Source organism: Endothiovibrio diazotrophicus, from assembly GCF_054657215.1.
This window is the reverse complement of record NZ_BAAHXB010000003.1, coordinates 1-25378: the sequence shown is the minus strand read 5'-3', so window position 1 is coordinate 25378 and position 25378 is coordinate 1. Positions and strand designations below refer to the sequence as shown.

Genomic DNA, 25378 nt, shown 5'->3' with positions numbered 1-25378 from the left:
GAGCCGATCCCCAATTTCGTTATGACGAGGAACGGTCTCTACGACTCCCGTGGCTGGATTCATCCATAGCGAAATGACTGCTTCCCTCCCTTTTCAGAGTGCAACCATATCGTCTGAGGTGCCGAAGGAGAGCTGAACGCTTCACGCCACCGCAATCCGATCCCGGATGGCATCCTCAGGCACGCCTCGAAGCCCATCTTCCCGTCGATCTTCAAGAATCAAGGCGATCGCCTCGACCAAGCTCCGTTTTGCCTCCTCGACCGTCCGACCTTGGCCATTCGCGCCAGGCATCTCCGGGCTGTAGGAGATGAAGCCGTCGCCATCCTGCTCGATAATTGCGGTGAACTCGTTGTGCATGGTTTCGATCTCCGAAAAAGAGCGTTTGTCGCTCGGATCTGCTGATTCCAGCGCGCATTGATCGGCTGGGCGGCGGAGCCGGTATCCCGTTTGGTTCTCCGGAGCGGAACCTCCGCCTCACTTGACCAGGGCGTGGGGGAAATTCGGGCTGTCCGGGTTGACGACCAGCTTGCGATGGGCCGGCGACACCAGGAGGTCCATGTCCTCCATGGGGACGGCACCCAGGAGGACCTCATCGCCCATCACCAGGGCGCCGGCGAAACAGGAGCGGTTTTCGAAGACCACCTCGACCGGACCGACGTAGGAGACGAGATGGCTGCGGCCGTCGGCGGAGGTGACCTCGCGCTTGGAGTTCTCTTCGAGCTTCAGCTGGGCGGCGACATGCTCGGGGATGCAGAGTGTCAAGGCACCGGTATCCACCATTGCCTTCACGAGCAGCGACTTCAATTCCGGCAATCTCGGGTTTTTCAGCTCGATGGTGGCGTGGACGTAACCCATGGTGGCCCATATCCGGTTAGTGGATGGATACGGCGAAGCCTATCCCAGCCGGGGCGACATCGCCAAACAGCAGAAACCCGAAGAGTGAACGTCAGGTAGGGTGTGCGACGACAAGAGGCGTACCGGTACGGGGATTCCCTCCTTGCGCGCCATCTCCTTGAGGTTCTGATGGCAGCAACCCTGTGTGGGTTGCCGAGCAAACCTACGGCCCCCCCTCGCCACTCCGCTCCCCCTTGACAAGCGCCAATCGAACCGGGATATTAGACGCAAATAGTATTAATTCGCATTTGCATATAAGCGCACACCTCCGGCGGAGCCGGCAGTGCCGTCGCCTCCCCACCCGAAACCGAGTATCCGCATGATGAATTCGACCCGCGTGTTGTTCCTCTCCCTGCTTTGCCTGCTGACGTCGCCCCAGGCGGGCGCCGAAGCGGCCGCTGCCGGCCAGCCGACGGGCGCCGACGGCTTCAGCCGCACGTTCGACGACCCGCGCTACACCCGCCTCCCCACCTATCTGATCGAGATGAAGGACGGCGCGCTGCTGCCGGCGGAACTGGTCGTCCCGGCGAAGACCAAGTTCCGCCTGGTGGTGCGCAACGTCGGCGACAAGCCGGCGGAGTTCGAGAGCAACCAGTTGCGCCAGGAGAAGGTGCTGTTCATGGGCGCCGAGGCGACCTTGGTGATCACCCCGCTGGATGCCGGCAGCTACGACTACTTCGACGACTTCGCGCCGGCCGTGCACGGAAAAATCGTCGCCAAGGCGAAGGAGTAGCCCATGGGTCAGGTCATCTTCGTCGTCTGCCGGGAGAGCGTCGAGGCGCTGCTGATCATCGGCATCCTCTACGCCTGGATGAGCGGCCGCGAGGACGAGCGCACGGGCAAGCGCTGGATCCTGGCGGGCGTGGTGGCCGGACTGGGGCTGGCCACCGTGCTGGCGCTGACCCTGGTCGGCGTCACCCACTTCCTCGGCGGCGCGGCACGAGACCACTTCGAGATCTTCCTGCTCACCTTCGCCAGCGCGCTGATCGTTCAGATGGTGATGTGGATGCGCACCCACGGGCGCACCATCAAGCGCGAGATGGAGGGCGCGCTGGAGCGCAGCGCGCGCACCGCCAGCTGGTGGGGCGCCTTCTTCCTGGTCGCCATCGCCGTCGGCCGCGAGGGCTCGGAGACGGTGATGTTCCTCTACGGCTCGTTCATCCAGCTCGACTCGCTGACCGCCTACCTGGGCTTCTTTGCCGCCGCCGGTATCGGTCTCGCCCTCGCCCTGGTGCTGTTCTACCTGCTCCAGCTGGGCAACCGCTTCGTCTCCTGGAAATGGTTCTTCCGGATCACCGAAATCCTGCTGCTGTTCCTCGGCTCGGCGCTGCTGCTGAGCGCCTCGGAGAAGCTGCTGAACGGCCCGCTGGCGGTGGTGGACCTGCCCGGCTGGATCTACGCCACCGCCTGGGACACCTCGCCGCTGCTCAGCGACGGCTCCGTGTTCGGCAATCTGCTGGCCTCGCTGTTCGCCTACCGCTCGCAGCCCATCGGCTGGGACCTGCTGGTGCTCGGCAGCTACTGGGTGACGGTGCTGCTGCTGTTCCGCTGGCAGGGCCACTTGCAGGAGCGGCGGGCGGCGATGGTGCAGGCAGCCGCGGAAGGCAACTGAGCGCGCACGCCCCCTCCCCCTTCAATCCCCTTTCAACCCAACCCCATCGGGAGCTGACATTGATGAGAATGACCCTCAAGCCCCTCGTCGCCGGCATCGCGCTGACCCTCTCGTCGAACGGCATGGCCGCAGCGCCTCAGGCCACCCCGGCAGCGGCCCTGACCACCTACGCCGAGATCGCCGGCGCCAACTACCGCGATGCCCTGCAGGACGCGCAGGCGCTGCAATCGGCGGTGCATGCGCTGGCCGCGAAGCCGAGCGCGGAGACCCTGAAGGCCGCCAAGGCGGCGTGGCTCGCCTCCCGCGAAAGCTACGGCACCACCGAGATCTTCCGCCTCGCCAACGGGCCGATCGACGCCGAGGAGGGCTGGGTAGCGGAGGCCTACGGCGCCCATGAGGGGGAGATCAACGCCTGGCCCCTCGACGAGAACCTGATCGACTACACCATCGACGCCCACTACCGGCGCACCCACGGCAACATCATCGACACCAAGGGAACGTTCACCCCGGGCGGCGAGAACCCGCAGCCGGTGGACGTCACCACCATCACCCCCGCGGCGCTCGGCGCGCTCAACGAGAACGGCGGCGAGGCCAACGTCAGCAGCGGCTTCCACGCCATCGAGTTCCTGCTCTGGGGCCAGGACCAGGACTACGCCAACCTGCTCGACGACAAGGTCACCCACGGCCCGCTGACCGCCGGCGAGCGCCCGCTCTCCGACTTCACCCGCGACAAGCTGGCCGAGCGCCGTCTCCAGTACCTGGTCGCCGCGGCGGACAAACTGGTCGATGACCTGGCGGTGGTCAGCAGCGCCTGGGACGACAAGGTCGACGGCACCCACGGCCTCTACCGCGCCGCCCTGCTGGAGCAGCTCAAAGGCGCCGAGCAGGACAAGAACATCCCCCACGTTCAGGCCCTCAAGCAGATCTTCGCCGGCATGGGCGTGTTCGCGAAGTCGGAGCTGGCCAACGAGCGCATCGCCGTGGCGGTGCTCACCCCCAGCGAAGAGGACGAGCACTCCTGCTTCTCCGACAACACCCACCGCGACATTGCGCTCAACTACCAGGGCATCAAGAACGTCCTGCTGGGTGAATACCACGGCAAGAAGGTGGGCCCCTCCTTCTTCGACCGGCTGCCCGCCGCCGAGCAGGAGAAGCTGAAGGCGCTGATGGCCGACATCGAAACGCGCATCGCCCGGGTCAACGAGCTGGCGACCACCAAGATGCACTTCGACTACCAGATCCACCCGGAGAACGAGGCGAGCGTGCAGAACATCGTCAGCCTCAAGAACCGGCTGCGCAAACTGGGCGACCGGATGATCGCGGTGGCCGAGGCCTACGGCATCTCGCTGACCACCGACGATGTGACCGATCCCGAGGAGACCCGGGTCGGCGGGTAGCGTTATAGGGCGGGCCGTGCCCGCCGCGGCCTCTCCGCCGGCACCGGCCCGTATACCGGGGTTCGGCGCCGCGGCGGGCACGGCCCGCCCGATACATCACGATCCACCACCGTTGCGAGAAGGTCCCCGTTCCCGCTTCGCCCGCGAGGCCACGGACGCCCCCGGCAACGGGCGCGCACCCTACCCCAGCAAGGCACCCGATGAAACGCATCCACCCCGGTTCCCACAAGACGTGGTTATGCGGCGCCCTCGCCTGGCTCGTGTTGAGCCACGCCGCCGCCGACGAACCGTCCACCTGGTTCACCGACGCCGCCGGTCCCCGCCCCTTCGCCCAGCCGATCGCGATGGACGACGCGGCCTACGACCGCTTCATCCTCGGCCGCTCCTTCTTCTCCATCCCCTGGGTCGAGGCCCCCAGCGCGACCACCGCGCGGGACGGACTGGGCCCCCACTTCAACGCCAACACCTGCGCCAGTTGCCATGTCGACAACGGCGGCGGCCAGACCCTCGATGAACACGACCAGCCGCTGCGCACCCTGGTGTTCAAGCTCACCCAACCGGCGCGCCACGCCCAACGCGGCGGAATCGACAACGTCGAGACCCCGTTCCACGACAGCGTGCCGGACCCGGTCTACGGGGTGCAGATCGCCATCAACGGCAACCTCAAGGTGCAGCCCGAGGCGCTGCCCCGGCTGCGCATCGAGGAGCGCCCCTTCACCTATCCCGACGGCGAGCGGGTGACCCTGACGACCTTGCAACCCGTTCTGGAACGGCTGGCCTACGGCCCGCTGGCCGAGGGGACCACCCTCTCCCTACGCCAGCCGCCGGCCCTGATTGGCCTGGGGTTGATCGAACGGGTTCCCGACCGCGAGATCCTCGCCTGGGCCGACCCGCAGGACGAAGACGGCGACGGGATCAGCGGGCGCCCCAACCGGCTCGGCCCGCCCGATGGGCAATCCACCACCCTGGGGCGCTACAACTGGAAGGCGAGCGAGGCCACCGTGGTCGGCCAGACCGCCAACGCCGCGGCCCACGACATCGGCCTGACCAACCCGCTCTACCCGCGGGAGCAGTGCCAGCCGGCGCAGGCCGACTGCCTGCGCGCGCCGCGCGGCCGGGCAACGCCGCAGGGCGACCTCGACCTCCCCGAGCTGCGCCTGCACGCCATCGCCGCCTACGTCAGCGGCCACAAGGCACCGCAACCCGTGCGGCTGGATGCGCGGGCAGCCGCGGGAAAGACGCTGTTCGGGGAACTGGGCTGCACCGGCTGCCACCGCGAGACCCTGACCACCGACGAGGACGTCGCCTTCCACCCCTACAGCGATCTCCTGCTCCACGACATGGGCGAGGACCTGAAGGACGGGCGCCCGGAGTTCCTCGCCAGCGAACGCGAATACCGCACCGCCCCCCTGTGGGGACTCGGCGGCCGGCTACGCGCCGGCGAACGCCTCCTGCACGACGCCCGCGCCGCGACACCGGAGGAGGCGATCCTCTGGCACGGCGGCGAGGCGGCGGCCTCGCAACGGCGATTCACCGAACTCGAACGGGCGCAGCGCGCGTCGCTTCTACATTTCCTGGAGCAACTATGAAACCGTTCTTCATCCTCGCCCTCACCTGCCTGATCGGCGCCTTCCAGACCGCCGCCGCGGCCGGGCGGGACCCCTACGTGGCGATCTACGACGACGTCCTGCAGGCCAACGCCGACCGCGCCGTGGAGCGCTGCACCGACCTGCAACAGCGGCTGGGCGAGCCCTCCGCCGAGCGGCGCCACGACGCCTTCGTGGCGCTGGCCCAAGCATGGGCCCGCGTCGAGGCCAGCTACATCCTCGGCGGCTACGACATGGACGCCATGGACTACCCGCTGATGGTCGACTACTTCCACCTGGGCAAGGAGGACGTCCACGCAACCCTGGCGCGCCTGATCGAGGGCGACGCGCCGCCCGCCCGCGCCCTCTACAAAAACTCCTACAAGACCATCGGCGCGCTCGACGACGTGCTGTTCAGCGGCCCCTGGTCCCCCCGGCGCGAGGCGCTGGCGGAGGTGATCGCCGCCACCGTCTGCCGCAACCTCACGCGCATCCGCGACGGTTACCGGGCGCACCGCGCCGACTACCTGGAAGACCCGAAAAAGGCCCTCTCCCTGCTGATCAACGCCGAGATCGAGAACCTCTACAAGACGCGGGACTGGCGCATCGCCCAGATCAGCGGCCTGACCAAGCAGACCCTCGGCAAACCCGAACCGCACCACCAGCAGTACCCCTACAGCGAGGCGTCGTGGGCGGCCATCGGCGCGATCATCGCCACCCACCGCCAGCTCCTCGCCGAAGACCGACAGCCCAACCTCGCCACCATCGCCCACCGCCAGCAGGCCGACGCAGGGCTCGCCACGATCCAGGCGGCGCTGCGGGCAACGGAACAGGCCTACCGCGACACACCGCCGGATCACCACTTCGGCACCCGCGAGATGATCCCGATCTTCCAGGGGCTGCTGGACATGCAGAAGGCGTTCTACCGCCAACTGGTCGGCCGCCTCGGGGTCACCGCCGCGATCATCGACGCGGACGGCGACTGATGCCGACTCCGCTGCAACTGCTGACCGACGGACGCGAGCGGATCTTCTGGGCCTACCTGCTGGCCGCCGCGCTGATCGCCCTGGTGCTCACGCTGCTCCGGCGCGAGCCGATCGGCGCCGCGCGGCTGAAGGCCTATTTCTGGAGCGCGGACGCCCGGCTCGACCTGCGTTACTTCCTGGTCAACTGGCTGATCAAGGGCCTGCTGATCGCGCCCCTGCTGCTCTCCGCGCAGAGCGTCGCGCTGTGGACCCTGGAGCAGCTCAACACCATCGCCGAGCCGCCGTTCCTGCCGTGGCGCTACCGCCACATCGTGCTCGCCTACACCGTGGCGCTGTTCGTCGCCGGCGACCTCAGCCGCTACTGGCTGCACCGCTGGATGCACCACAACCGCTGGCTGTGGGCCTTCCACAAGGTCCACCACAGCGCCGAGGCGCTCAACCCGCTCACCTTCTACCGCCTGCACCCGCTGGAGAACGGCCTGTTCGCCCTGCGCCACGCGCTGGTCGCCGGCCTCATTACCGGCGGCTTCATCTTCGGCTTCGGCGCCCGCCTCGATCTGTATACGATCTTCGGCAGCAACCTGTTCGTCGTCGCCCTCTCCGCCTTCACCAGCAACTTGCGCCACAGCCATATCCACCTCGGCTACGGCCGCTGGCTGGAACACCTGCTGATCTCCCCCGCCCAGCACCAGATCCACCACGACCCGCGCCACCTGCAGCGCAATTTCGGCAGCGTCCTCGCCCTGTGGGACTGGCTGTTCGGCACGCTCCGGCATCCCCACGAAGTGGCGGGAGCGCCCCGCTGCGGACTCGGAGCCGGAAGCTGGCCGCGTGACGGCGGGGTGATCAAGCTCCTCCTCCACCCCTTTGTCGAAATCCACGCAACCATTCAGCGCAAACGAACCGCAGATCTCGCCGATGGACGCAGATCGGAACCTTCGAAAATCTGCACCCATCCGCGAAACCTGCGGCTGAAAACCGGAGAACAGCCATGAAGCGATCGATCGTTCCACTCCTCACGGCGGCCCTCTTCGCCGGCCCGGCCGCAGCCGCCACGCCCCTCTCGGAGGCGCAGCTGGGCCGGCTGCTCTTCTTCGACCCGGCGTTCTCCATCAACCGCAGCATGGCCTGCGCCACCTGCCACGACCCGCAGAGCGGCTTCAGCGACCAGCGCCGCAAGGTGGACGGCGGCGTGGTCTCCCTCGGCGACGACGGCCACTCCACCGGCAACCGCAACGCGCCGACGGCGGCCTACGCCGCCACCTCGCCGAAATTCCACTTCGACGAGAAGCTCGGCGAATACGTCGGCGGCCAGTTCCTCGACGGCCGCGCCGCAACCCTGGCCGACCAGGCCATCGGGCCGCCGCTCAATCCCCTGGAGATGGCGTTGCCGAACGCCGCGGAGGCGGTAGAACGCCTGAAGGCCAACCCCCTCTACACGGAGGCCTTCACCCGCCTCTACGGCGAAGGGATCTTCGACCTCCCGCCGAACCCCGACGCCACACCACCGGCCTACGCCGCCTTCGGCCAGGCGATCCAGGCATTCGAGCGGACCGACGCCTTCTCGACCTACGACAGCAAATACGACCGCTTCCTCAAAGGCGAATACGAACTGACCGTGCTCGAAGACCTGGGCCGCACCCTGTTCTTCTCCAACGACAACGTCAACTGCGCCACCTGCCACAAACAGAAGCGCGAAGACGCCCCGCAGGAACCCTTCACCAACCACCAGTACCGCAACATCGGCGTCCCCGCCAACCCGGCCCTGCTGGCCCTCGGCCAGTTGCCGGCGGACTACGTCGACCACGGCCTGCTGGAGAACCTGGCGGTGGACGACCCGCAATACGACGGCCGCTTCAAGAATCCCACCCTGCGCAACGTGGCGGTCACCGGTCCCTACATGCACAACGGCGTCTTCCGCGACCTGCGCACGGTGGTGGCCTTCTACGACCACTACAACAACCCCGAACGGGGGCTCAATCCGGAGAGCGGCAAACCGTGGCGCGATCCCGAAGTACCGGCCACCGTCGCCAGGGAGGAGCTGAAGGGACAGGCGCTGACCGAACGCAAGATCGACGCCCTGGTCGCCTTCCTGAAGACGCTCACCGACCAGCGTTACGAGCCGCTGCTCCGCGCGCAGGAGAAACGTGTCGCGGCGCGCTGAACGACACCGGCGGAAGGCCTCCCATGCCATGCTGTGCGTTCACCACAACGACAGGAGAGGAGCCATGACCAAGCCGTTCATCAACATCGACGAAGTCGAACTGAATCCGCGCCCCGCGACCTTCGCCCCTTCGGGACCCGCGGCGGAGCGTTTCGACGCCCGCATCGGACCGATCGGCTCGCGCATCGGCGCCCGCAAGCTCGGCTACAACCTCACCGCGGTGCCGCCGGGGAAACGCGCGTTTCCCCGCCACAACCACCACGTGAACGAGGAGATGTTCTTCATCCTGCAGGGGAGCGGGGAGTTGCGCATCGGCGAGGCGCGTTACCCGGTGCGCAGCGGCGACGTGATCGCCTGCCCGCCGGGCGGCCGGGAGGCGGCCCACCAGATCACCAACACGGGAACCGAAGAGTTGAGGTACCTCGCGGTGAGCACCGCTCAACTGCCCGAGCTCTGCGAGTATCCCGACTCGGGGAAATTCGGCTTCATCAACGAATGGACGGACCCCGGAGGCGAAGCCCGCAGGTTCGGATATTTTGGGCGTGAGGAGGATGCCCGCGGGTACTGGGACGGGGAATAGCCGAACGGGGGCACTTCGCCGAAACGCCACACATGGATATCGGAAAGCGCCCCATCCCAGACCCCGAATTCGGAAACAAAACACTATTGACAATCATTCTCATTTACGAATAAGGTAGGCCCATACAGGATTCAACGAGGTGTGCCATGTACGTCTGTCTTTGCAAGGGAGTCACCGACCGCCACATCCATGAGGCGGTTCGCCAGGGTAGCCGCTCGATGCGCCAGCTGAACCAGACCCTCGGGGTCTGCTCGCAGTGCGGCCGCTGCGGCCGCTGCGCCAAGGGGGTACTGGACGAGGCGACGGCGCAAATCCCGGCCCAGGTCCCGGCCCAGGTCCCGGCCCAAGTAGCAACCCGAACCTCGGCACCGATGCCGACCAGCGCCGCCGCCTGACCTCCTCCCGCCAGCCGGCCTCTCCCACACCGACGGTTGACCAGAACGATGTCCGATCCCGCATGCCTTGCAACCCCCTCTCCCCTCTCCGGCGATGACGCCACGACGATCGAGACCCTACTGGAGCTGCGCCGCGAACTGACCCCGCTGCACCACGTACCGGGGCGCATCCGCCTGCGCCTCGGTTTCGGCCTGGTGCGGCTGCTGCCGCGCTTCAACGGCGCCTCGCCGGAGGGCTGGCTCGGGCGGCTCCCCGGCATCCTCGACGTGCGGTTCAATCCGGCGGCCGCCTCGGTGGTAATCGAATACGACCCCCGCCAAGTGCCGCCGGAGAGTTGGAACCGGCTGATCGAGGGGGACGACCGCGACGCCAAGGCGACCGCCCGTTCGCTCCTAGGTCGGGCTTAGGGGGATCGAGCTGCGGAAGTGGGGCCATCATCCCGCTTTCGCGGCCGATTCATCCTAAGTCCGACAGGCTGCCGCGCTGACCGGCGCACCGCCCATCCGTTTTCCTCCCTTCCTTCTCCCAATCAGGAGCATCCACCATGACCGAGCAACGACACCCGGGCCAGGAGCCGGCCGCCAACACGGGTTTCGACACGGCACGGAACCCGTCCGCCCCCTGGCCTGCCTACGGGGCCGGCCAGGGACAGCCCGCCGGCGGCAGCGCCGGTGAGGGTGGCCCCGGAGGGGGCGCCTCCGGTGGCCCGCAGTCGGCCAACGGTTTTTCCGCCGTAGCCGCCGACGGCCAGGCCGTCCAACCGCATACGCCCTTCCCCGGCAATACCGCGGGAGCGGGGTACGGCTACGGCATGCCCGGCCCGCACATGAGCCAACCCCAGATGGTCCAACCCCAGATGGTCCAACCCCAGATGGTCCAACCTCCAATGGGGCACCCCCCAATGGGACAGCCCCAAATGGGACATCCCCAAATGTTCCAGCCCCAGATGTTTCATCCGCAGTTTCATCCGCAGATGCCCTTTCCACCGATGGGTATGCAGACGGGCCACCCCACGACGGGGCACCCGCAGATGGCCGGACACCCCGGCATGGCGGGCCAGGGCGGTGGCCCGCGCGGTCCGGGCATGGCCGAACTGGTCGAGGAGATCGCCGGCGGCGGCAGCGGCCTGGCGGGACTCACCCGGATGCTCGACCTGGACGACCACGACTCCTGGAAGGGGGCACTGGTCGGCGCCGCCGCGGTGCTGCTGCTGACCAACGACTCGGTCCAGCAGGCACTGTTCAAGACCGGCGCCAAGGCCAAACAGGCGGCCCAGAGCGGCGTCGACAAGGTGAAACAGAATCTGGCCACGGCCAGCGCGCCCCCCGGGGAGGCCACCGATGAGTGAGATCGCCTTTTATACCTATCCCGCCGCGCCGACCTATCCGTCGGAGGAGAACCAGTGCTCCACCCTGGTCCGGCTGGCCACCCTCGGCGCGGTGGTCGGCGGTGCCGCAGCGGCCGCCAGCAACCTCCGCGCGCTGCGCGCCGAACGCGTCGAGGCCGGTCAGGCGGTGATCGATACCGCCCGCACCGCACTGGCCACCGCGGTGGCCAGTGCGGTCGGCGGCGCCGCCGCCGGGGTGGTGGCCGAGCAGGGAGTGGTGCGCCTGGGGATGATGTTCGCCGCCGGCACCGCGGTGATGTACGGCCTCGGCCGGCGGATGGAGGGCGGCGGCGATGAGTCTTAGCGGCCCGCAGCGCCAGCGTCACGGCGTGACCAAGAAGTGGGTGGAGGGGATCGGCGGCGTGGTGGTCGGCGCTGCCGTGGTGCTGGCGGTGGCCCGCCTGCTCCGCGGCCGCTCCGCGCCGATGGCGACCTCTCCGTCGCTGCCGGCCGATTCGAACGGCGACGACGGGAAGCCCCCGAAAAGCCCCGCCAAGGGGCGCGCCGCCGACGTCACGGACGGCACCCCCGCGTGATGGACGGTCCGCGACCAAGCATGAGTCTTCCTTCAATTCCAGGATCAGAGCGATGAACGAACACTACCAGAACCCTTACGGCACCCCGATGCAGGGGGGCGTGTCCCACGGCCAGGACCAGGCCGTCTACCCCTACGGCCAGAGTCAGGGTGGCTACTACTACGCGGCGGCACCGATTAGCGGCGCCAGCGGTTACGGCGGCTACGGCGTCGGTACCGCCGGCCAGGCCGGCAGCAGCACGCCCTCCGGCGCGTCGTCGCTGCTCGGCTTCACCAACGACCGCTTCCTCAAGGGGTTGTTGATCGGCGCCGCAGCCACCTATCTGCTGACCAACGAGGGCGTCCAGCGCGCCACCATCCACGGCGCGGTGAAGGCGTGGTCAATGGTCCAGGGCGGCGTGGAGGAGATGAAGGAGCGCTTCCGCGACGCCGAGGCGGAGATCCGTGCCGCCGAGAGCGAAAAGTGAGCGAGCGCCGCCACGACGAGGAGCACCGCGCCAAGCGCGACCGGCTGTTGGTGGGGGTGCTCTCCGGGTTGGTGCTGTTCTACTGGCTCGGCCGCCGGCTCGGGCTGGGAGAGCGGCACCCGCCATAGGGCAGCCCGTGACCGCCGTGCCGAACGAAGGCACTTCGCCAACAGGCCGGAAGGAACCACCAACGGTGCGAGCCTCGATCACCGCGGCGCGCGCGGCGCGCCCTATGGGGCGGCCCGCGGCCGGCGTGTCGAACGACCGCAATTTACCGAACCCCCTCTAAGGCGCCGTCGATGGCGCGAGTCGCCATCGACGCGTCCTGAATCGAAATTTTCCAACGCTTGAGGACCCGATGGCCGTCGCCGACTACCACCTCGCCCACCAGTTGCCGGGACGGCTGCGCATCAAGTTGCCGCTGCTCGCCGAGCCGGCGTTCGACCCCGTTCACCTGGAGTCGTGGATGGAGGGCCTCGGCGCGGTGGAGAACGTCCACACCAACCGCCGCTCCCGCTCGCTGATCGTCGAATACGACGGCGGCGAGGAGGCCCGCGCGGCGGTGCTGCGGCGCCTGGAGTCGTTCACCCGCGAGCCTGCCGCGGGCCCCTCCGCCGATCCCCGCGAGGCGGAGCTGGCGCCGATGGTCACCACCGTCGCCAGCCTCGCCACCCTCCCCATCCTCACCCCGCCGATGCAGCGGCTGCTGACCTTCATCAACGTCGGCTCGACCCTGGCGAAAGGCGCCGACACCCTGATCACCCGCGGGATCAAAATGGAGGTGCTCGACGCCCTCGCGGTAGGGCTGGCCGCCGCCCGCGGCGAGGTCTATACCGCCAACCTCACCGACCTGCTGCTCTCCCTCGGCGAGTACCTGGAGCGGCGCACCGAGCACCACTCCGACCGGCTGCTGCGCAAGCTGCTGCAACCGGACCCGGCCACCGCCTGGGTGGAGCGCGACGGCGAGCTGGTGCAGATCCCCGGCGATCAGGTTCGCGAGGAGGAGATCGTCGTCGTCGGCGTCGGCGAGACCGTGCCGGTGGACGGCCGGGTGGTGGAGGGCCTCGCCCTGGTCAACCAGGCGGCGGTCACCGGCGAGGAGCTGCCGGTGCGCAAGGAGGCGCCGAAGCGGGTGGTGGCCGGCTCCGTGCTGGTGGAGGGACGGCTGCGGGTGCGCGCCACGCGGGTCGGCGAGGAGACCACCACCGCGCGGGTCGCCCGCTTCATCCGCGACTCCCTCGGGCGACGCTCCGATACCCAGCGGCTGGCCGACGAACTGGCCGACCGGCGGGTCTACTTCACCCTGGTCACCGGCGGGCTGGTCTACGCCCTGACCCGCGATCTCACCCGGCTGGAGTCGGTGTTCCTGGTGGACTACTCCTGCGCCCTCAAGCTGGGCACCCCGGTGGCCTTCAAGTCGGGGATCCACCATGCCGCCACCCACGGCGTGCTGATGAAGGGCGGCGGCGCCATCGAGCAGCTCGCCGCGGTGGACACGGTGGTCTTCGACAAGACCGGCACCCTCACCCACAGCGAGCTGCTGGTCACCGATGTCGAAGTGCTCAACGGGGAGGAGGGCTGCACCGCCGAGGCGCTGCTCGCGCTGGTCGCCTCGGTGGAGGAGCACGCCAGCCACCCGGTGGCCCGCGCGGTGGTGGAGGCGGCCCGCGAACGCGACCTGCAGCACATCAGCCACGGCGAGGTGGACTATCTGGTGGCCCACGGGATGACCGCCGAGGTGGCCGGCGGGCGGGTGGTGATCGGCAGCCGCCACTATCTGGAGGAGCACGAAGGGATCGACTTCGCCCCCCACCGGGCGCTGATCGAGCGGCTGGAGGCGGCGGGCAAGGCGCTGCTCTACGTCGGCAACGAGGCCGGCCCGGTGGGGCTGGTGGCGCTGCGCGACACCCTGCGCGAGGAGGCCGCGGCGGCCCTCCGGCAACTGCGCGAACAGGGTATCGAACGGCTGATCATGATCACCGGCGACCGCCGCCCGAAGGCCGAGGCGCTGGCCGCCGAGCTGGGCCTCGACGAGGTCCACGCCGAGATGCGCCCGGAGGAGAAGGCCGGCGTGATCGAAGCGCTGCAACGTGGCGGGCGCAAGGTCGCCTTCATCGGCGACGGGGTCAACGACGGCCCGGCGCTGGCCGCCGCCGAGGTGGGCATGAGCATGCCGCGGGGCGCCGACATCGCGCGGGCCACCGCCGACATCGTGCTGCTCGACGACCGCCTGCACGCGGTGGCCGACGCCCATCGCGTCGCCCGTCGCACCATGGCGCTGATCCGCAGCAACTTCAACGTGGCAGTGGGGGTCAACAGCGCGATCCTTGCCGGGGCCATCTTCGGCGTGCTCTCGCCGGTGGCCAGCGCCCTGCTGCACAACGGCACCACCATCGGCATCCTGCTGCGCGCGCTGCGCGGGGCCGAACCGGCGACAACCTCCGTCCCGGATGCCATCCCTGAGGAGACCCCGTCATGAACCACTACATCCACCATGTGCCGGGACGCCTGCGCATCAAATCGAACCAGCTGCGCTGTCCCGGCGACCACGCCCTGGAGGCGCTACGCCGCCTCAACGACCTGGAGGGGGTCCGCGAGGTCACCTTCAACCGGCGGGCCACCAGCATCACCGTCCACTACGACCCGGCGAAACTCGGCCAGCCGCGGCTGCTGGAGATTCTGCAACAGGCCGGTTGCGTCGGCCCCGGCCGTTACCGGGGGACGGAGAGCGCGCCGGGCGGAGGGGTGTTCACCCGCGCCCTGGTCGGCGCCCTGGCGCAGACCGTCGCCCAACGCTCGGTACAGACCCTGGTCGGCGCCCTGCTCTGACGAGTGCCCCCGGCCCTCGCGACGGTGCGGAGGTCGGCGCTACTGCGCCGACGCGAACGGGGGCTACATAGCCGGGCTATGCGCCCCTTGCCGCGCCGTGAAGACGAACCACGATCCGGCGCAATTTGGGGTAATTTATTCTTTCCCGTCCCTTACCCACCGATCACCTCGCCATGTACCACTCCGCCTCGCCCGCCCGGCGGCTCGAACTGACGGTCATCCTCGGTACCTTGACCGCCTTCGCGCCGCTCTCGATCGACATGTACCTGCCCGCCTTCCCGGCCATCGGCGAGGCCCTCGGGGCCGACGCCGCCGGTGTGCAGTGGACCCTCTCGGCGTTCTTCGTCGCCTTCGCCCTCGGCCAGCTGCTGTACGGTCCGCTGGCCGACTCCCTCGGGCGCAAGCCGCCGCTCTACGGCGGTCTGGTGCTGTTCGTCCTCGCCTCCGTGGCCTGCGCGGTGGCCCCCACGGTGGGGCTGCTGGCCACCGCCCGCTTCGTCCAGGGACTGGGGGCCTGCGCCGGAGTGGTGGTGGCGCGGGCCATCGTCCGCGACCTGTTCGAGGCCGACGACGCGGCGCGGATGTTCTCGGCGCTGATGCTGGTCACCGGCCTCGCCCCGATGCTGGCGCCGTTGGCCGGCGGGCAGCTGCTGATCCATCTGGGGTGGGCCTCGATCTTCTGGACGCTGGGCGGCTGCGGCGCGGCGGTCGCCCTGGCCACCTTGTTTCGCCTCCCCGAGACCGGGGTGCGCAAGCCCCGGGGCACGATCACCCCGCTGGGCGCCCTGGCCACCTACCGGCGGCTGCTCGGCGATCCGTACTTCCTCGTTCCGGCACTCACCGGCGGCGCCGGCATGGCCGGGCTGTTCGCCTACATCTCCGGCTCGCCGTTCGTGCTGATCGAACTGATGGGGGTCTCGCCCCAGACCTACGGCCTGATTTTCGGCAGCTGTGCCCTGGGCATGGTGATCGCCGCCCAGGTCAATCGTCGGCTGATCGGCCGCTTCGGCATGGAACGGCTGTTGCGCTGGGGCGCCCACTTCCAGCTGGCCTTCGGCCTGATGGTCGCCGCCTTCGCCGCATCGGGAAGCAGCAGCCTTGCCGGGCTGATCGTCCCGCTCTTTTTCTACGTCGCGGCGGTGGGTTTCGTACTGCCCAACAACATGGCCCTGACCATGGCCCCCTACGCCGCCAACGCCGGCTCCGCCGCGGCCCTGATCGGCGCCCTCCAGTTCGCCCTGGGCGCCATCGCCTCCGCCGCCATGGGCGCCAGCGACGCCGACAGCGCGCTACCCATGGCCCTGATCCTCGCCGCCTTCGCCGCCCTCTGCACCGTGCTCTCACGCATTTCCGCCGGCCTGCGAAGGTAGAGTGGGCAACCAGAAGCGGTGCGGATAGTCACGGAGTCATAGACGTGGTAGCGCTAACTGGGCAGCGACAGCCGCTTTACCCGCTCCGGCAGCTGCCAGCTCATCACCGCCCCCTCCACCACCCGGTTGATCGCCTCCAGATCGGCGGGGCCCGCCCGGTGTAGATTCACCATCCCGGGCATCGCCGTCCCTCCATCACTCGAAGATCCAGTACCACCCGTACCCCACCATCAGGGCGGGAATGGAGCTGTAGAGGGTCGCCATCATCGCCGCCCGCGGGGCGATGGCCAGCGCCGGGAAGAGCGCGTCGCCGTCGTTGCTGATGGCGTTGCCCAACTGGGTCGAGAGCGGCACGGCGCCCGCGAGGTAGAGGGAGGTGACCACGATCTGCGGCCCGCAGCCGGGGATCAGGCCGGCCACCACGCCCATCAACGGCATCGCCGGCGCCCACACCTTGAACAGCTGGCCGAAGTCCACCCCGCTGAAGTGGACGCTCAATTCGAAAAGGAGGTAGGCCGCCACCACCCAGACGGTGACGAAGTTGGTGTCCGCCGCCACCTTCGATGCGATCGCCGGATCGTCGGCAACGGCACACCCTTCGCCCCCCGCCGGCTGGCGCGCCCACATCGCCAACGAGAGCAGGCCGCCGAGAAAGCCGAACCAGAGGGTCGGCTGCAAGCCGGCAGCGAAGGAGAACCGGCGATCGATCCAGCCGTCCACGTCCACCTGGAAGGCCAACGCCATCCCGAGCACCGCACCGGGGACCATCAACGCCACCCACGGCCCGAGGAGTCGGCTGGCCGGCCTGGAGGCCACCGCGCAGTTCGCCCCGGACTCAGCGGAGAGGGGTTGACGCATGAAACCGGGCCCGTGCAACGCCTCCACCACGTAGCCGCTGACGATGCCGATCACCAGGCCGAGGGAGATCACCCCCACCGCGGTGAGCGGCTCACGGGCGATCAGCAGGAAGGCGGCGTCGCCCATGGTGGCGGTAAGCACCGCCACCATGGCGCCGAAACCCACCTGCCCGCGCACGTACTGAGTGGTCACCACCACCGCCCCGCCGCAGCCGGGCAACGCCCCGAGCAGCGCCGCCGCCGGCACCTGCCAGCGGCGGTGCGCCTCCATCCAGGCGGCGGTATCGACCTGGAACCAGCGCTCGGCGGCGTAAAAGAGGGCAAGGGTGGCGGCAACGAAGACGCTCACCTGGAGATAGGCGTCGCTCACCGCGCGGACCGCGATCTGCCCCACCTCGGGGTCGAACGCCACCACCGAGGCCAGCGCGACCACCGCCAACGCCTGCCCGGCACGGGCGGGATCGAACGGCATACCGATCCGGTCGAATCTGCGACGAACCGAGAGAATGGCCGTGCTCATGGGACGTTCCTCCACTGCGCTGGGGAACGGAGTCCCCCTTGGAGAGAACCTTAGGCCCGCAGAGACATTGCGTAAAATGAATTAATCAGATCATATCAATAGCTTCTGACGATCGTCGAAAACGCATCAAAAAAATCCGCCACCTAGGACATTCAACAATCGTCAAAATAAACCAGCCCATAATGAATCAAAATTGACACACCGACAGCCCGATATTTGTTCCGTAAATTTAGTCAATTAGGCGACAATAGTGATTATTAATACATGTTTTTCGGCCTATTTACGGACCATTCATCAGGATTATCCGCATCACGATAGTTGCTTGACTGACAAAGCGTGTGTTAAAAATGGATAACGATGAATTGAAAATGGCCGGACTGACTCAAAATTGCGACACCGCCAAGTACCAATAATGTCTTTTTATTCAGCAGTAGGGCATCCACGTGTCTATAGACGCACGAGATCCACTATCGGATTGGGGGGCCCGACTGAGAGCTATCCGAGAACGAGCCGAACTCGACCAAGAGGAGTTTGGCTCAGTAATCGGCACATCGAGAAGCTCGGTAGTTCGTTGGGAAAGTTCGGCATCTGCAGCCATGGACGTAAAGCGGCTGGCTGCGCTGCACAGCCGATTTCCCCAGTCGGACCTGCACTATTTGATTACGGGAGAAGCGGCTCCGGAAAGAAATATCGGGAGGACCTCCATCACCGAAGCACCACCAGTGCCGGAGACACCCCCAAGCCCTCAAGGCCAACACAAATCTCATGACGACGATGCATCCCATGCCATATCACTTTCCTACCAGGTATTGGGTGCATCATATGTTGACATCAACACATACGATCAACATCTAGAAATTGACAAGTTATGTGATTCCGTTGGCGCAGACCGATCATCTCTTATAGCGTTGGCCTCGGAGAACTTGGCGGGATTTAAAAGAGGAACGGTTCTCATATTTGAGATCGGATATCCAGAAAACCAGAAGAATGGAACGGACATCATCGACGGCTGGTATTTGGTCAAATGGAATAGCAATAGCGCAAACATACGTTACTTACGATTCAACCGAATAACCCAAGTCGTATATCCGTATCCCAAAAAGAATGGCAATCATGAGGAGCCTTTCGCGAGCGCTGTAATAGTCCCCCTAATCACCGGGCGATGCATTCATGGGTTTCGGCTGCGAGCCAAAGAAATCCAGCTATAGATACACAAACAAACACAACTCATTGTCATGAAAATAATTTTTCAGCTAGAAAAACCTAGTTGGAACAAACCCTGGAGCTTACTCCGATGTACCGAGACGGGGGTGACAAATCAGCGGGAGTGGCGGCCACCTCTATGGAAGCAGAGGCGGCTGAAACGGAGTTTGATCGCCTCCAAACGGAATACGTCAATATTCAGCGAGTCCATGAGAATTTAGCACGTGAACTAGCTAGAATCGCAGATAGAATATCCGATCAAAAAAGACATCCAGAGAGCCAGCCGACGAGCGGACGAATTGATTTTATCTCAACACTTGAAATAAATGACCCAAAGGATTTAGAAAAATTAAGAGCTCAAATTCGCGCCAAGCGGGACCGTATGTACGCCCTTCAGCGAGTCGTTACAGGCAAACGCGAAGAGATGATATTCCGAGAAAAATATGGCGAATTAGAAAATGAGAACGCAGATCGAATCGAAGCTCAAGCCAACGAACAATCCACCGAAAGCACCCCGGACACAAACATTATCCAGAAAAAATACGACAACACTATTGAAAAAAACGGCGAAACCGAGAAACAAGAACATTCGCCTAAAACAAGCGAACGCTCCCAACCAAACAATACGAAAATATCTGGGCATGAATCTGATTGGCCTCCCAGCTCAAAAACCCTTCTTTGGGGAGTCTTTGTACTATTGTGTATCGTTCTTTTTGGCATCTACGACAACTCGATGGCGTCACTCGAAGGCAATGGACCTATAGTCGCCGGAATGATGTGGATTCTACCTTTGGCAATGCTGGCCGCCGGCGTATTTTCAGGCAGAAACCCATACCCTTTAGGAAAGTTGGTAGTTGAATTAATTCAGGTTATTTTCGACGGCATTTCAAAAATCAGAAAACCTTCCAACGATAACGGCAATAACAAACGCGGGAGCCACCAGGACAGCTAGTCAACAACACCGCCAAAAAGAAGCCTTCGGCCCACACCAGTCCACCATCACAAAATAAAAAACGGCCGCCGATCCCCTAAGGGATCGGCGGCCGTTCTCTCTCGTCAGGTTTGCGCTTAGTAGCGCGGACCGCGCGGAGGTCTCGGCTCGCGGGGACGGGCCTCGTTGACGCGTAAGCCACGACCCTTCATATCGGCGCCGTTGAGCGCCTCGATGGCGGCCTCAGCCTCGCCCTTGTCGGGCATTTCGACGAACCCGAATCCCTTGGACTGCCCGGAGAACTTGTCGCTGATGACGGCGGCGCTGGAGACGGAGCCATAGGCTTCGAAGGCGTTACGCAGGTCATCCTCGGTCACGCTGTAAGGCAGATTCCCAACATAAATATTCATAGTCGCTTCTCTAGTGATGCCGCAGGTTGTTCGTAATAGCACCGGCGAGTAACCAACCTACAAATTACTCGCCGACGAAAAGCCGGACATGCGGCTAATTCATCGCCTTCGCCAGGAGCCGGTCCAGCTCGTCGGCGAAGGCCTTTCGATCCCTCGGCCCCAAAGGTGGGGGTCCGCCGGTCATCACGCCGGAGGCGCGCATCTGATCCATGAAATCCCGCATGGTCAGACGTTGGCGGATGTTCTCCCTGGTATAGCGCTCACCCCGCGGGTTGAGCGCGTCGCCGCCCTGGTCGATCACCTCGGCAGCCAGCGGGATATCGGCGGTGACCACCAGATCACCCGCCGCCACATGTTTGACGATGTGGTTGTCCGCCACGTCGAAGCCGGGGGCCACCTGGACCGCCTTGATCAGCTTCGACGGCGGGGTGCGCAGCGGTTGATTGGCCACCAGGATGAGTTCGACTCCCACCCGCTGGGCCGCCCGGAAGAGGATCTCCTTGACCGCGCCGGGACAGGCGTCGGCGTCAACCCAGATCCGCATCACACCCCCAAAACAGCAAAGCCGCCCCGCTCAGAACTTCGATGAAGCACCGCGTGCCCCATTCGAAAATAGAAAGCAGGACGGCCGATGTGAAGGAAGCCTAGCACGCAATTCGTGAAAAACAAAAGCGCGTTTTTACGGATTTTGCAAATCTGCGAGAGCGGAAAGTTTCGATACGGCTCAGGCGGCCTGGACGGGGATGGAGTGGCTGGTATGGGTGACCCGATTCTCTTCGTCGAGGTAGACCAGCGAGGGCTTGAAGGAGGCGAGTTCCTGCTGATTGATCACGGCGTAGGCGGCGATGATGACGATGTCGCCGGGGTCGGCCTTGTGGGCGGCGGCGCCGTTGACCGAAATGACGCGTGAGCCGGCCTCGGCGCGGATCGCGTAGGTGGTGAAGCGCTCGCCGTTGGTGACGTTGTAGATCTGGATCTGCTCGTACTCGTGGATACCCGCCAGCTCCATCAACTCGGCGTCGATGGCGCAGGAGCCCTCGTAATCCAGCTCGGAGTGGGTGACCCGCCCACGATGGAGCTTGCACTTGAGCATGGTTACCTGCATGACGAACATCTCTCCTCGGCCGATCGGGCCGCTTCCGGATCCGCAAGGGTGGGGATTATCGACGATTTCTCGCCGTACTTCAACATACCACTAAGTATAACTACTTAATCGGAAACAGGAATTTCCAGGCGATACCTGGATAAACATCATCGGCGCCGCACCTCTCCTTGTAGGAGCGGCCCTTAGGCCACGATGGCGCCCTATCCACCAACCTCCGCGAACTACGGAAAACCAGGACTCCGAATCATCGCGGCCTAAGGGCCGCTCCTACCGGCGAGAACGCCGCAACGCCAACCAATCGCTATGGGTTCGGCGCCGCAGCGAGCACCTCACGGGCGCCGCACTACCACGTTGTCGATGAGGCGGGCGCGGCCGAGGTGGGCGGCGGCGAGGATCACCAGTTCGCGCTCGTCGGCGGCCGGCCGGCCCAGGTCCGCGGCGCGGCGGACCTCGAAATAATCGGGGCGGAAACCGGCGACGACCAGCCGCCGCTCCGCTTCGGTGGCGATGGCGGCGTATGTCTCCTCCCCTGCCAACAGGCGCTCGGCGGCAGCGCGCAAGGTGCGTTGCAGCTCGGGAGCGATAACCCGCTCCCCGGCGCTGAGGTAGCCGTTGCGCGAGCTCATGGCGAGGCCGTCGGCCTCGCGCACGATGGGGTGGCCGACGATCTCCACCGGAAAGTCGAGGTCCCGCGCCATGCGCCGCAGCACCATCAGTTGCTGAAAGTCCTTCTCACCGAACAGCGCCACGTCCGGCAGCACCATGTTGAAGAGTTTGGCGACTACCGTGGCAACCCCGGTGAAGTGTCCGGGGCGCGAGGCACCACAAAGGATCTCGGAGATCCCCGGCACGGATACCGTGGCGAGCGCAGCCCGTCCGTCGGGGTAGACCTCGCTTTCCGACGGGGCGAACAGCAGGTCGAGACCGGCCTCGGTCAGCTTCGTCCGGTCGGTCGCCAGGGTGCGCGGATAGGCCTCGAAGTCCTCCCCTTCACCGAATTGGGTCGGATTGACGAAGATGCTCGCCACCACCCGGTCGGCCAGCTCGCGGGCCCGCGTCACCAGCGCGATATGGCCGGCGTGCAGGTTGCCCATGGTCGGCACCAGCGCCACCCGCGCGCCTTCGCGTCTCCATGCGCCCACCTGCTCCCGCAGTTCGTCGACCGTGTGGACGGTTTTCACGCAACGTCTCCAGAGATGGATAAAGGGGGGAAGGTTAAAGGCAAAAGGTGAAAGGAGAAAGGGAAGTGCGCACCGCCGTTCTCGTCACGGAAACGTCGGCTCAGGAAGACGCTCTCGATCCCCCGCTCGGCCGGGAGGTCTTGCCCACGCCGACAGGGCCTTCCACCACGATGTCGCGAAACTCGTGATCATCCATTGCCACCCCCCTCCAGCCGCTCGATCCGCCATGATGGACAGCGCTCGATCAGTCGTTGCAGCGCGCCCAGGCCGGGGATCACCAGCTCCGGGGCGACATCCCGCAGCGGATACAGGACAAACGCCCGTTCAGGCAGCCCGCGGTGGGGGACGGTGAGCTGCGGGTCGTCGATCCGCCGGTCACCGTAGAGCAGCAGGTCCAGGTCGAGGGTGCGGGGCCCCCAGCGGGTCTCCCGCACCCGCCCCTCGACCGCTTCGATCCGCTGAAGTTCGAGGAGCAGTGCGTGAGGTTCGAGGAGGGTCTCGAGGGCGGCCACCGCGTTGATGTAGTCGGGCTGGCCGGGAGGACCGAGGGGCGCATTGCGATAGAGGGCGGAGCGGCCGGCCAGACGGCTGCCGGGCAAGGCGTCTAGGGCCTGAAAGGCCCGCTCGAAGCGGGCGGGAACGTCGCCCAGATTGCCACCCATGCCGATGAAGGTCAGTACAGCGTCCATCGCACCAGATGGAGCAAGCTCACTCACCCCTCCGTCGCGGGCTTTTTCGCGCGACGGCGGCGGCGGCGGGAACGGGGACGCTTCTCGCCGCCGACGGCCGCCGCGGTCATCTCGCGACGCTCACCTCCTTCCACCTCCTGGAAGCGGGTCCACCACTCGGGGAGGTCGTCCACCTCTTCCCCCGACTCGCCGCGCAGCAGCAGGAAGTCATAGCCGGCGCGGAACTTCGGGTGCTCCAGCAGTTTGTAAGGGCGACCGCCGCCCCGCTGGCGGAAACGCGGCTGCATGAACCAGATATCGAGGATCGGCAGCTTCATCCGCTTGGGGATCGCCACCACCGCGCGCTGGTTGTCGAGCACCTCGGAGGAGGCGGCGTGGAGCGCCGGGATGTCCGGCATGCCGGCGGCCACGTTCTCCTCGGTAAGCCGCCGCACCGGCTCCCACAGCAGCGCGGCGAAGAGGAAGAAGGGGGCCACCGGCCGGTCCTCGGCGACCCGCCGATCGGTGTTCTCCAGCGCCTTCATTATAAAGGTATGGGGAAACCCTTCGTCCTCCTCGGCGAGCACCGCCTCCACCTCCGGAAAGAGGTGACCGAACAGCCCGTAGTGGCGCAGCATCTCGAAGCTCTCCAGGGCCAGGCCGCCATGGAGCAGCTTCAGCACCTCCTCGTAGAGTCGCGCGGAGGGGATCCCCTCCAGCAGGTGGCCCAGCTCGAACAGCGGCCGCTCGGTCTGCTCTTCGATGCGGAAACCGAGCTTCACCGCAAAGCGCACCGCCCGCAGCATGCGCACCGGGTCCTCCTTGTAGCGGTGTTCCGGATCGCCCATCAGGCGCAGGTGGCCCGCCTCGATATCGGCCATGCCGCCGGCGAAGTCCACCACCGAGAAGTCGCGGATGTCGTAATAGAGCGCGTTGATGGTGAAGTCGCGGCGCAGCGCATCCTCTTCCAGGCTGTCGCCGTAGACGTTGTCGCGCAGGATCTGGCCGTTCTCCACCACCCGATCGCCCTCCCCCTCCTCCTCCTCGTGAAGGCGGCGGAAGGTGGCGGTCTCGATGATCTCGCGACCGAAGTGGATGTGGGCGAGACGGAAACGGCGGCCGATCAGCCGGCAGTTGCGGAAGACGCCGCGGATCTCGTCGGGCCGCGCGTTGGTCACCACGTCGAAATCCTTCGGTTCACGCCCGAGCAGCAGGTCGCGCACCCCGCCGCCCACCAGATAGGCCTCGAAACCGGCCTGACTCAGACGGTAGAGCACCTTCAGGGCGTTCTCGCTGATGTTCGCCCGGGAGATGCAGTGGTCGGCGCGGGGAATGATCAACGGGCCCTCCACGGGGGGACTGGAAACGGCGGAGGGGGCATCTTCCCTGACGGCGGTCAGACGGCGAGTAAATGACTTGAGCAATCCAAACATCTGCGTATAATACACCCCGCTGACGCGGCGGGCCATGGTCCGAAACGTCAATCAGCGTCCCGTTCGTCTAGCGGTCAGGATAGCGGCCTCTCACGCCGTTGACAGGGGTTCGATTCCCCTACGGGACGCCATATTCTCGAAACGAAAAACGCGGGCCCCGGCCCGCGTTTTTCGTTTTCCCTCCCCCTTGCTCCCCCTCCCCACCTCTCTCCCGCTTGCCCTCCAGGCGGTCTGTACTAGAGTCTGAATACCCTATCGTTTCAGTAAACTTTTATCCAGAGGTGAGGGCCATGATACGACGCATGTTCTTTCTCTTCCCCGACCACCACCACGCCGAGACGGCCGTCCAGGAGCTGGAGCAGGCGGGCGTGGAGCATCGACGGATCCACGCCGTGGCACGACCGGACATCGACCTCGGCCAACTGCCCCGCGCCACCGCGGCCCAGGCGAGCGACCGGGTCCGCCGCCTGGAGCGGTGGGCGTGGAACGCCAACCAAGTGCTCTTCTGGGGCGCCTTCACCGCAGCGCTGTTCGCCGCCTACTACGGCTCGGCCGGCTGGATGATCGCGATGGTGGCGGTGATGATCACCACCTTCGTGCTCGGCTTGCTCGACATCAGGCTGCCCACCGCGCGCATCGGCCAGATGAGCGGCGCCATCGCCCACGGCGAGATCGTACTGATGGTGGACCAGCCGATGGAGCGGGTGCCGGAGATCGAGGGGCGGATTCACCGCGACCATCCGGAGGCTGCGATCGGTGGCGTCGGTTGGACGATCGAGGCGTTGGAAAAAGACGGTGACAGGTGACAGGGAAGGGTGCCCCGGGAGCCGATCGGATGGGACGATCCCCCGCGGGACGGCCGCTAGC

At 66.1% G+C, this 25378-nt stretch carries 31 protein-coding genes and 1 tRNA gene; 22 read left to right on the top strand and 10 right to left on the bottom strand.

The genetic code is table 11. The features are described from left to right. Nucleotides 1-141 precede the first annotated feature (141 nt). Nucleotides 142-357: a type II toxin-antitoxin system HicB family antitoxin gene (locus ACYQ2W_RS01480; protein ID WP_459862699.1), complete on the bottom strand. Its 216-nt coding sequence runs from the start codon at nt 355-357 to the stop codon at nt 142-144. Nucleotides 358-474: 117 nt separating this feature from the next. Beyond that, nucleotides 475-855, bottom strand: a complete 381-nt coding sequence (locus ACYQ2W_RS01475) for a clan AA aspartic protease (RefSeq protein WP_459862697.1) — start codon at nt 853-855, stop codon at nt 475-477. A gap of 361 nt (nt 856-1216) precedes the next feature. Between ACYQ2W_RS01475 and ACYQ2W_RS01470 the strand changes: the two genes are divergently transcribed. From ACYQ2W_RS01470 to ACYQ2W_RS01385, 18 genes are all read left to right on the top strand, one after another. Then, a complete protein-coding gene (locus ACYQ2W_RS01470) occupies nt 1217-1627 on the top strand; it encodes a cupredoxin domain-containing protein (protein WP_459862695.1) in 411 nt (136 codons plus the stop codon). A 3-nt stretch (nt 1628-1630) separates the two neighbouring features. Further along, complete coding sequence (locus ACYQ2W_RS01465; protein WP_459862693.1) at nt 1631-2506, top strand: FTR1 family iron permease; 876 nt, start codon at nt 1631-1633, stop codon at nt 2504-2506. 62 nt (nt 2507-2568) lie between these two features. Continuing rightward, complete coding sequence (locus ACYQ2W_RS01460) at nt 2569-3903, top strand: imelysin family protein (protein WP_459862691.1); 1335 nt, start codon at nt 2569-2571, stop codon at nt 3901-3903. Between the two features lie 200 nt (nt 3904-4103). Further along, nucleotides 4104-5492, top strand: a complete 1389-nt coding sequence (locus ACYQ2W_RS01455) for a di-heme oxidoredictase family protein (RefSeq protein WP_459862689.1) — start codon at nt 4104-4106, stop codon at nt 5490-5492. Continuing rightward, the gene (locus tag ACYQ2W_RS01450) at nt 5489-6475 is read left to right on the top strand and encodes an imelysin family protein (protein WP_459862687.1); all 987 of its coding nucleotides are present in this window, start codon (nt 5489-5491) and stop codon (nt 6473-6475) included. Before ACYQ2W_RS01455 ends, ACYQ2W_RS01450 begins: the two co-directional genes overlap by 4 nt. Then, nucleotides 6475-7470 (top strand): sterol desaturase family protein, encoded by a 996-nt coding sequence (locus tag ACYQ2W_RS01445; RefSeq protein ID WP_459862685.1) that lies wholly within the window; start codon nt 6475-6477, stop codon nt 7468-7470. Before ACYQ2W_RS01450 ends, ACYQ2W_RS01445 begins: the two co-directional genes overlap by 1 nt. Beyond that, the gene (locus tag ACYQ2W_RS01440) at nt 7467-8639 is read left to right on the top strand and encodes a cytochrome-c peroxidase (protein ID WP_459862683.1); all 1173 of its coding nucleotides are present in this window, start codon (nt 7467-7469) and stop codon (nt 8637-8639) included. The genes ACYQ2W_RS01445 and ACYQ2W_RS01440 overlap by 4 nt, the downstream gene beginning before the upstream one ends. A 64-nt stretch (nt 8640-8703) precedes the next feature. Then, nucleotides 8704-9219 carry a cupin domain-containing protein gene (locus tag ACYQ2W_RS01435; protein ID WP_459862681.1) on the top strand — a complete coding sequence of 172 codons (516 nt, stop codon included), beginning with the start codon at nt 8704-8706 and terminating at the stop codon, nt 9217-9219. Between the two features lie 146 nt (nt 9220-9365). Beyond that, nucleotides 9366-9614, top strand: a complete 249-nt coding sequence (locus ACYQ2W_RS01430; protein ID WP_459862679.1) for a bacterioferritin-associated ferredoxin — start codon at nt 9366-9368, stop codon at nt 9612-9614. Nucleotides 9615-9662: 48 nt separating this feature from the next. Then, entirely contained in the window at nt 9663-10022 is a 360-nt protein-coding gene (locus tag ACYQ2W_RS01425) for a hypothetical protein (RefSeq protein WP_459862678.1), read from the top strand. A gap of 524 nt (nt 10023-10546) precedes the next feature. Beyond that, nucleotides 10547-10963 (top strand): SDR family oxidoreductase, encoded by a 417-nt coding sequence (locus tag ACYQ2W_RS01420; RefSeq protein ID WP_459862676.1) that lies wholly within the window; start codon nt 10547-10549, stop codon nt 10961-10963. Further along, nucleotides 10956-11306 (top strand): magnetosome protein MamC family protein, encoded by a 351-nt coding sequence (locus tag ACYQ2W_RS01415; protein ID WP_459862674.1) that lies wholly within the window; start codon nt 10956-10958, stop codon nt 11304-11306. Before ACYQ2W_RS01420 ends, ACYQ2W_RS01415 begins: the two co-directional genes overlap by 8 nt. Continuing rightward, nucleotides 11296-11538, top strand: a complete 243-nt coding sequence (locus ACYQ2W_RS01410) for a carbon monoxide dehydrogenase (RefSeq protein WP_459862672.1) — start codon at nt 11296-11298, stop codon at nt 11536-11538. The genes ACYQ2W_RS01415 and ACYQ2W_RS01410 overlap by 11 nt, the downstream gene beginning before the upstream one ends. Before the next feature lie 52 nt (nt 11539-11590). Continuing rightward, nucleotides 11591-12004: a hypothetical protein gene (locus ACYQ2W_RS01405; RefSeq protein WP_459862671.1), complete on the top strand. Its 414-nt coding sequence runs from the start codon at nt 11591-11593 to the stop codon at nt 12002-12004. Then, on the top strand, nt 12001-12132 hold the full coding sequence (locus ACYQ2W_RS01400) for a hypothetical protein (RefSeq protein WP_459862669.1): 132 nt from the start codon (nt 12001-12003) through the stop codon (nt 12130-12132). The genes ACYQ2W_RS01405 and ACYQ2W_RS01400 overlap by 4 nt, the downstream gene beginning before the upstream one ends. 230 nt (nt 12133-12362) lie before the next feature. Then, complete coding sequence (locus tag ACYQ2W_RS01395) at nt 12363-14483, top strand: heavy metal translocating P-type ATPase (RefSeq protein WP_459862667.1); 2121 nt, start codon at nt 12363-12365, stop codon at nt 14481-14483. Beyond that, nucleotides 14480-14833, top strand: a complete 354-nt coding sequence (locus tag ACYQ2W_RS01390) for an HMA2 domain-containing protein (protein ID WP_459862665.1) — start codon at nt 14480-14482, stop codon at nt 14831-14833. The genes ACYQ2W_RS01395 and ACYQ2W_RS01390 overlap by 4 nt, the downstream gene beginning before the upstream one ends. A 173-nt stretch (nt 14834-15006) precedes the next feature. After that, the gene (locus tag ACYQ2W_RS01385) at nt 15007-16203 is read left to right on the top strand and encodes a Bcr/CflA family multidrug efflux MFS transporter (protein WP_459862663.1); all 1197 of its coding nucleotides are present in this window, start codon (nt 15007-15009) and stop codon (nt 16201-16203) included. A gap of 53 nt (nt 16204-16256) precedes the next feature. Here ACYQ2W_RS01385 and ACYQ2W_RS01380 read toward each other — a convergent pair whose 3' ends face one another. Then, nucleotides 16257-16385 (bottom strand): hypothetical protein, encoded by a 129-nt coding sequence (locus ACYQ2W_RS01380; RefSeq protein ID WP_459862661.1) that lies wholly within the window; start codon nt 16383-16385, stop codon nt 16257-16259. Nucleotides 16386-16398: 13 nt separating this feature from the next. Further along, entirely contained in the window at nt 16399-17580 is a 1182-nt protein-coding gene (locus ACYQ2W_RS01375; protein WP_459862659.1) for a putative manganese transporter, read from the bottom strand. Nucleotides 17581-18023: 443 nt separating this feature from the next. On the opposite strand from ACYQ2W_RS01375, the gene ACYQ2W_RS01370 reads away from it, so the two are divergent. Together ACYQ2W_RS01370 and ACYQ2W_RS01365 are read left to right on the top strand one after the other, a co-directional pair. Then, entirely contained in the window at nt 18024-18788 is a 765-nt protein-coding gene (locus tag ACYQ2W_RS01370; RefSeq protein WP_459862657.1) for a helix-turn-helix domain-containing protein, read from the top strand. 59 nt (nt 18789-18847) lie between these two features. Continuing rightward, nucleotides 18848-19735 carry a hypothetical protein gene (locus ACYQ2W_RS01365; protein WP_459862655.1) on the top strand — a complete coding sequence of 296 codons (888 nt, stop codon included), beginning with the start codon at nt 18848-18850 and terminating at the stop codon, nt 19733-19735. 116 nt (nt 19736-19851) lie between these two features. On the opposite strand, the gene rbp is transcribed toward ACYQ2W_RS01365, so the two are convergent. From rbp to pcnB, 6 genes are all read right to left on the bottom strand, one after another. Continuing rightward, nucleotides 19852-20124: an RNA-binding regulator gene (rbp, locus tag ACYQ2W_RS01360; protein ID WP_459862653.1), complete on the bottom strand. Its 273-nt coding sequence runs from the start codon at nt 20122-20124 to the stop codon at nt 19852-19854. 94 nt (nt 20125-20218) lie between these two features. Then, nucleotides 20219-20668 carry a YaiI/YqxD family protein gene (locus ACYQ2W_RS01355; RefSeq protein WP_459862651.1) on the bottom strand — a complete coding sequence of 150 codons (450 nt, stop codon included), beginning with the start codon at nt 20666-20668 and terminating at the stop codon, nt 20219-20221. A gap of 180 nt (nt 20669-20848) precedes the next feature. Beyond that, nucleotides 20849-21229 carry an aspartate 1-decarboxylase gene (gene panD, locus ACYQ2W_RS01350; RefSeq protein ID WP_459862649.1) on the bottom strand — a complete coding sequence of 127 codons (381 nt, stop codon included), beginning with the start codon at nt 21227-21229 and terminating at the stop codon, nt 20849-20851. A gap of 329 nt (nt 21230-21558) precedes the next feature. Continuing rightward, nucleotides 21559-22410, bottom strand: coding sequence for a pantoate--beta-alanine ligase (panC, locus tag ACYQ2W_RS01345; RefSeq protein WP_459862647.1), 852 nt, complete (start codon nt 22408-22410; stop codon nt 21559-21561). A gap of 188 nt (nt 22411-22598) precedes the next feature. Continuing rightward, nucleotides 22599-23099: a 2-amino-4-hydroxy-6-hydroxymethyldihydropteridine diphosphokinase gene (gene folK, locus ACYQ2W_RS01340; RefSeq protein WP_459862645.1), complete on the bottom strand. Its 501-nt coding sequence runs from the start codon at nt 23097-23099 to the stop codon at nt 22599-22601. 23 nt (nt 23100-23122) lie between these two features. Beyond that, entirely contained in the window at nt 23123-24418 is a 1296-nt protein-coding gene (gene pcnB, locus ACYQ2W_RS01335; RefSeq protein ID WP_459862643.1) for a polynucleotide adenylyltransferase PcnB, read from the bottom strand. A gap of 149 nt (nt 24419-24567) precedes the next feature. Here pcnB and ACYQ2W_RS01330 point away from each other — a divergent pair. Together ACYQ2W_RS01330 and ACYQ2W_RS01325 are read left to right on the top strand one after the other, a co-directional pair. Beyond that, nucleotides 24568-24642 (top strand) — tRNA-Glu (locus ACYQ2W_RS01330). A 159-nt stretch (nt 24643-24801) separates the two neighbouring features. Beyond that, on the top strand, nt 24802-25317 hold the full coding sequence (locus ACYQ2W_RS01325) for a hypothetical protein (RefSeq protein ID WP_459862641.1): 516 nt from the start codon (nt 24802-24804) through the stop codon (nt 25315-25317). Nucleotides 25318-25378 lie beyond the last annotated feature (61 nt).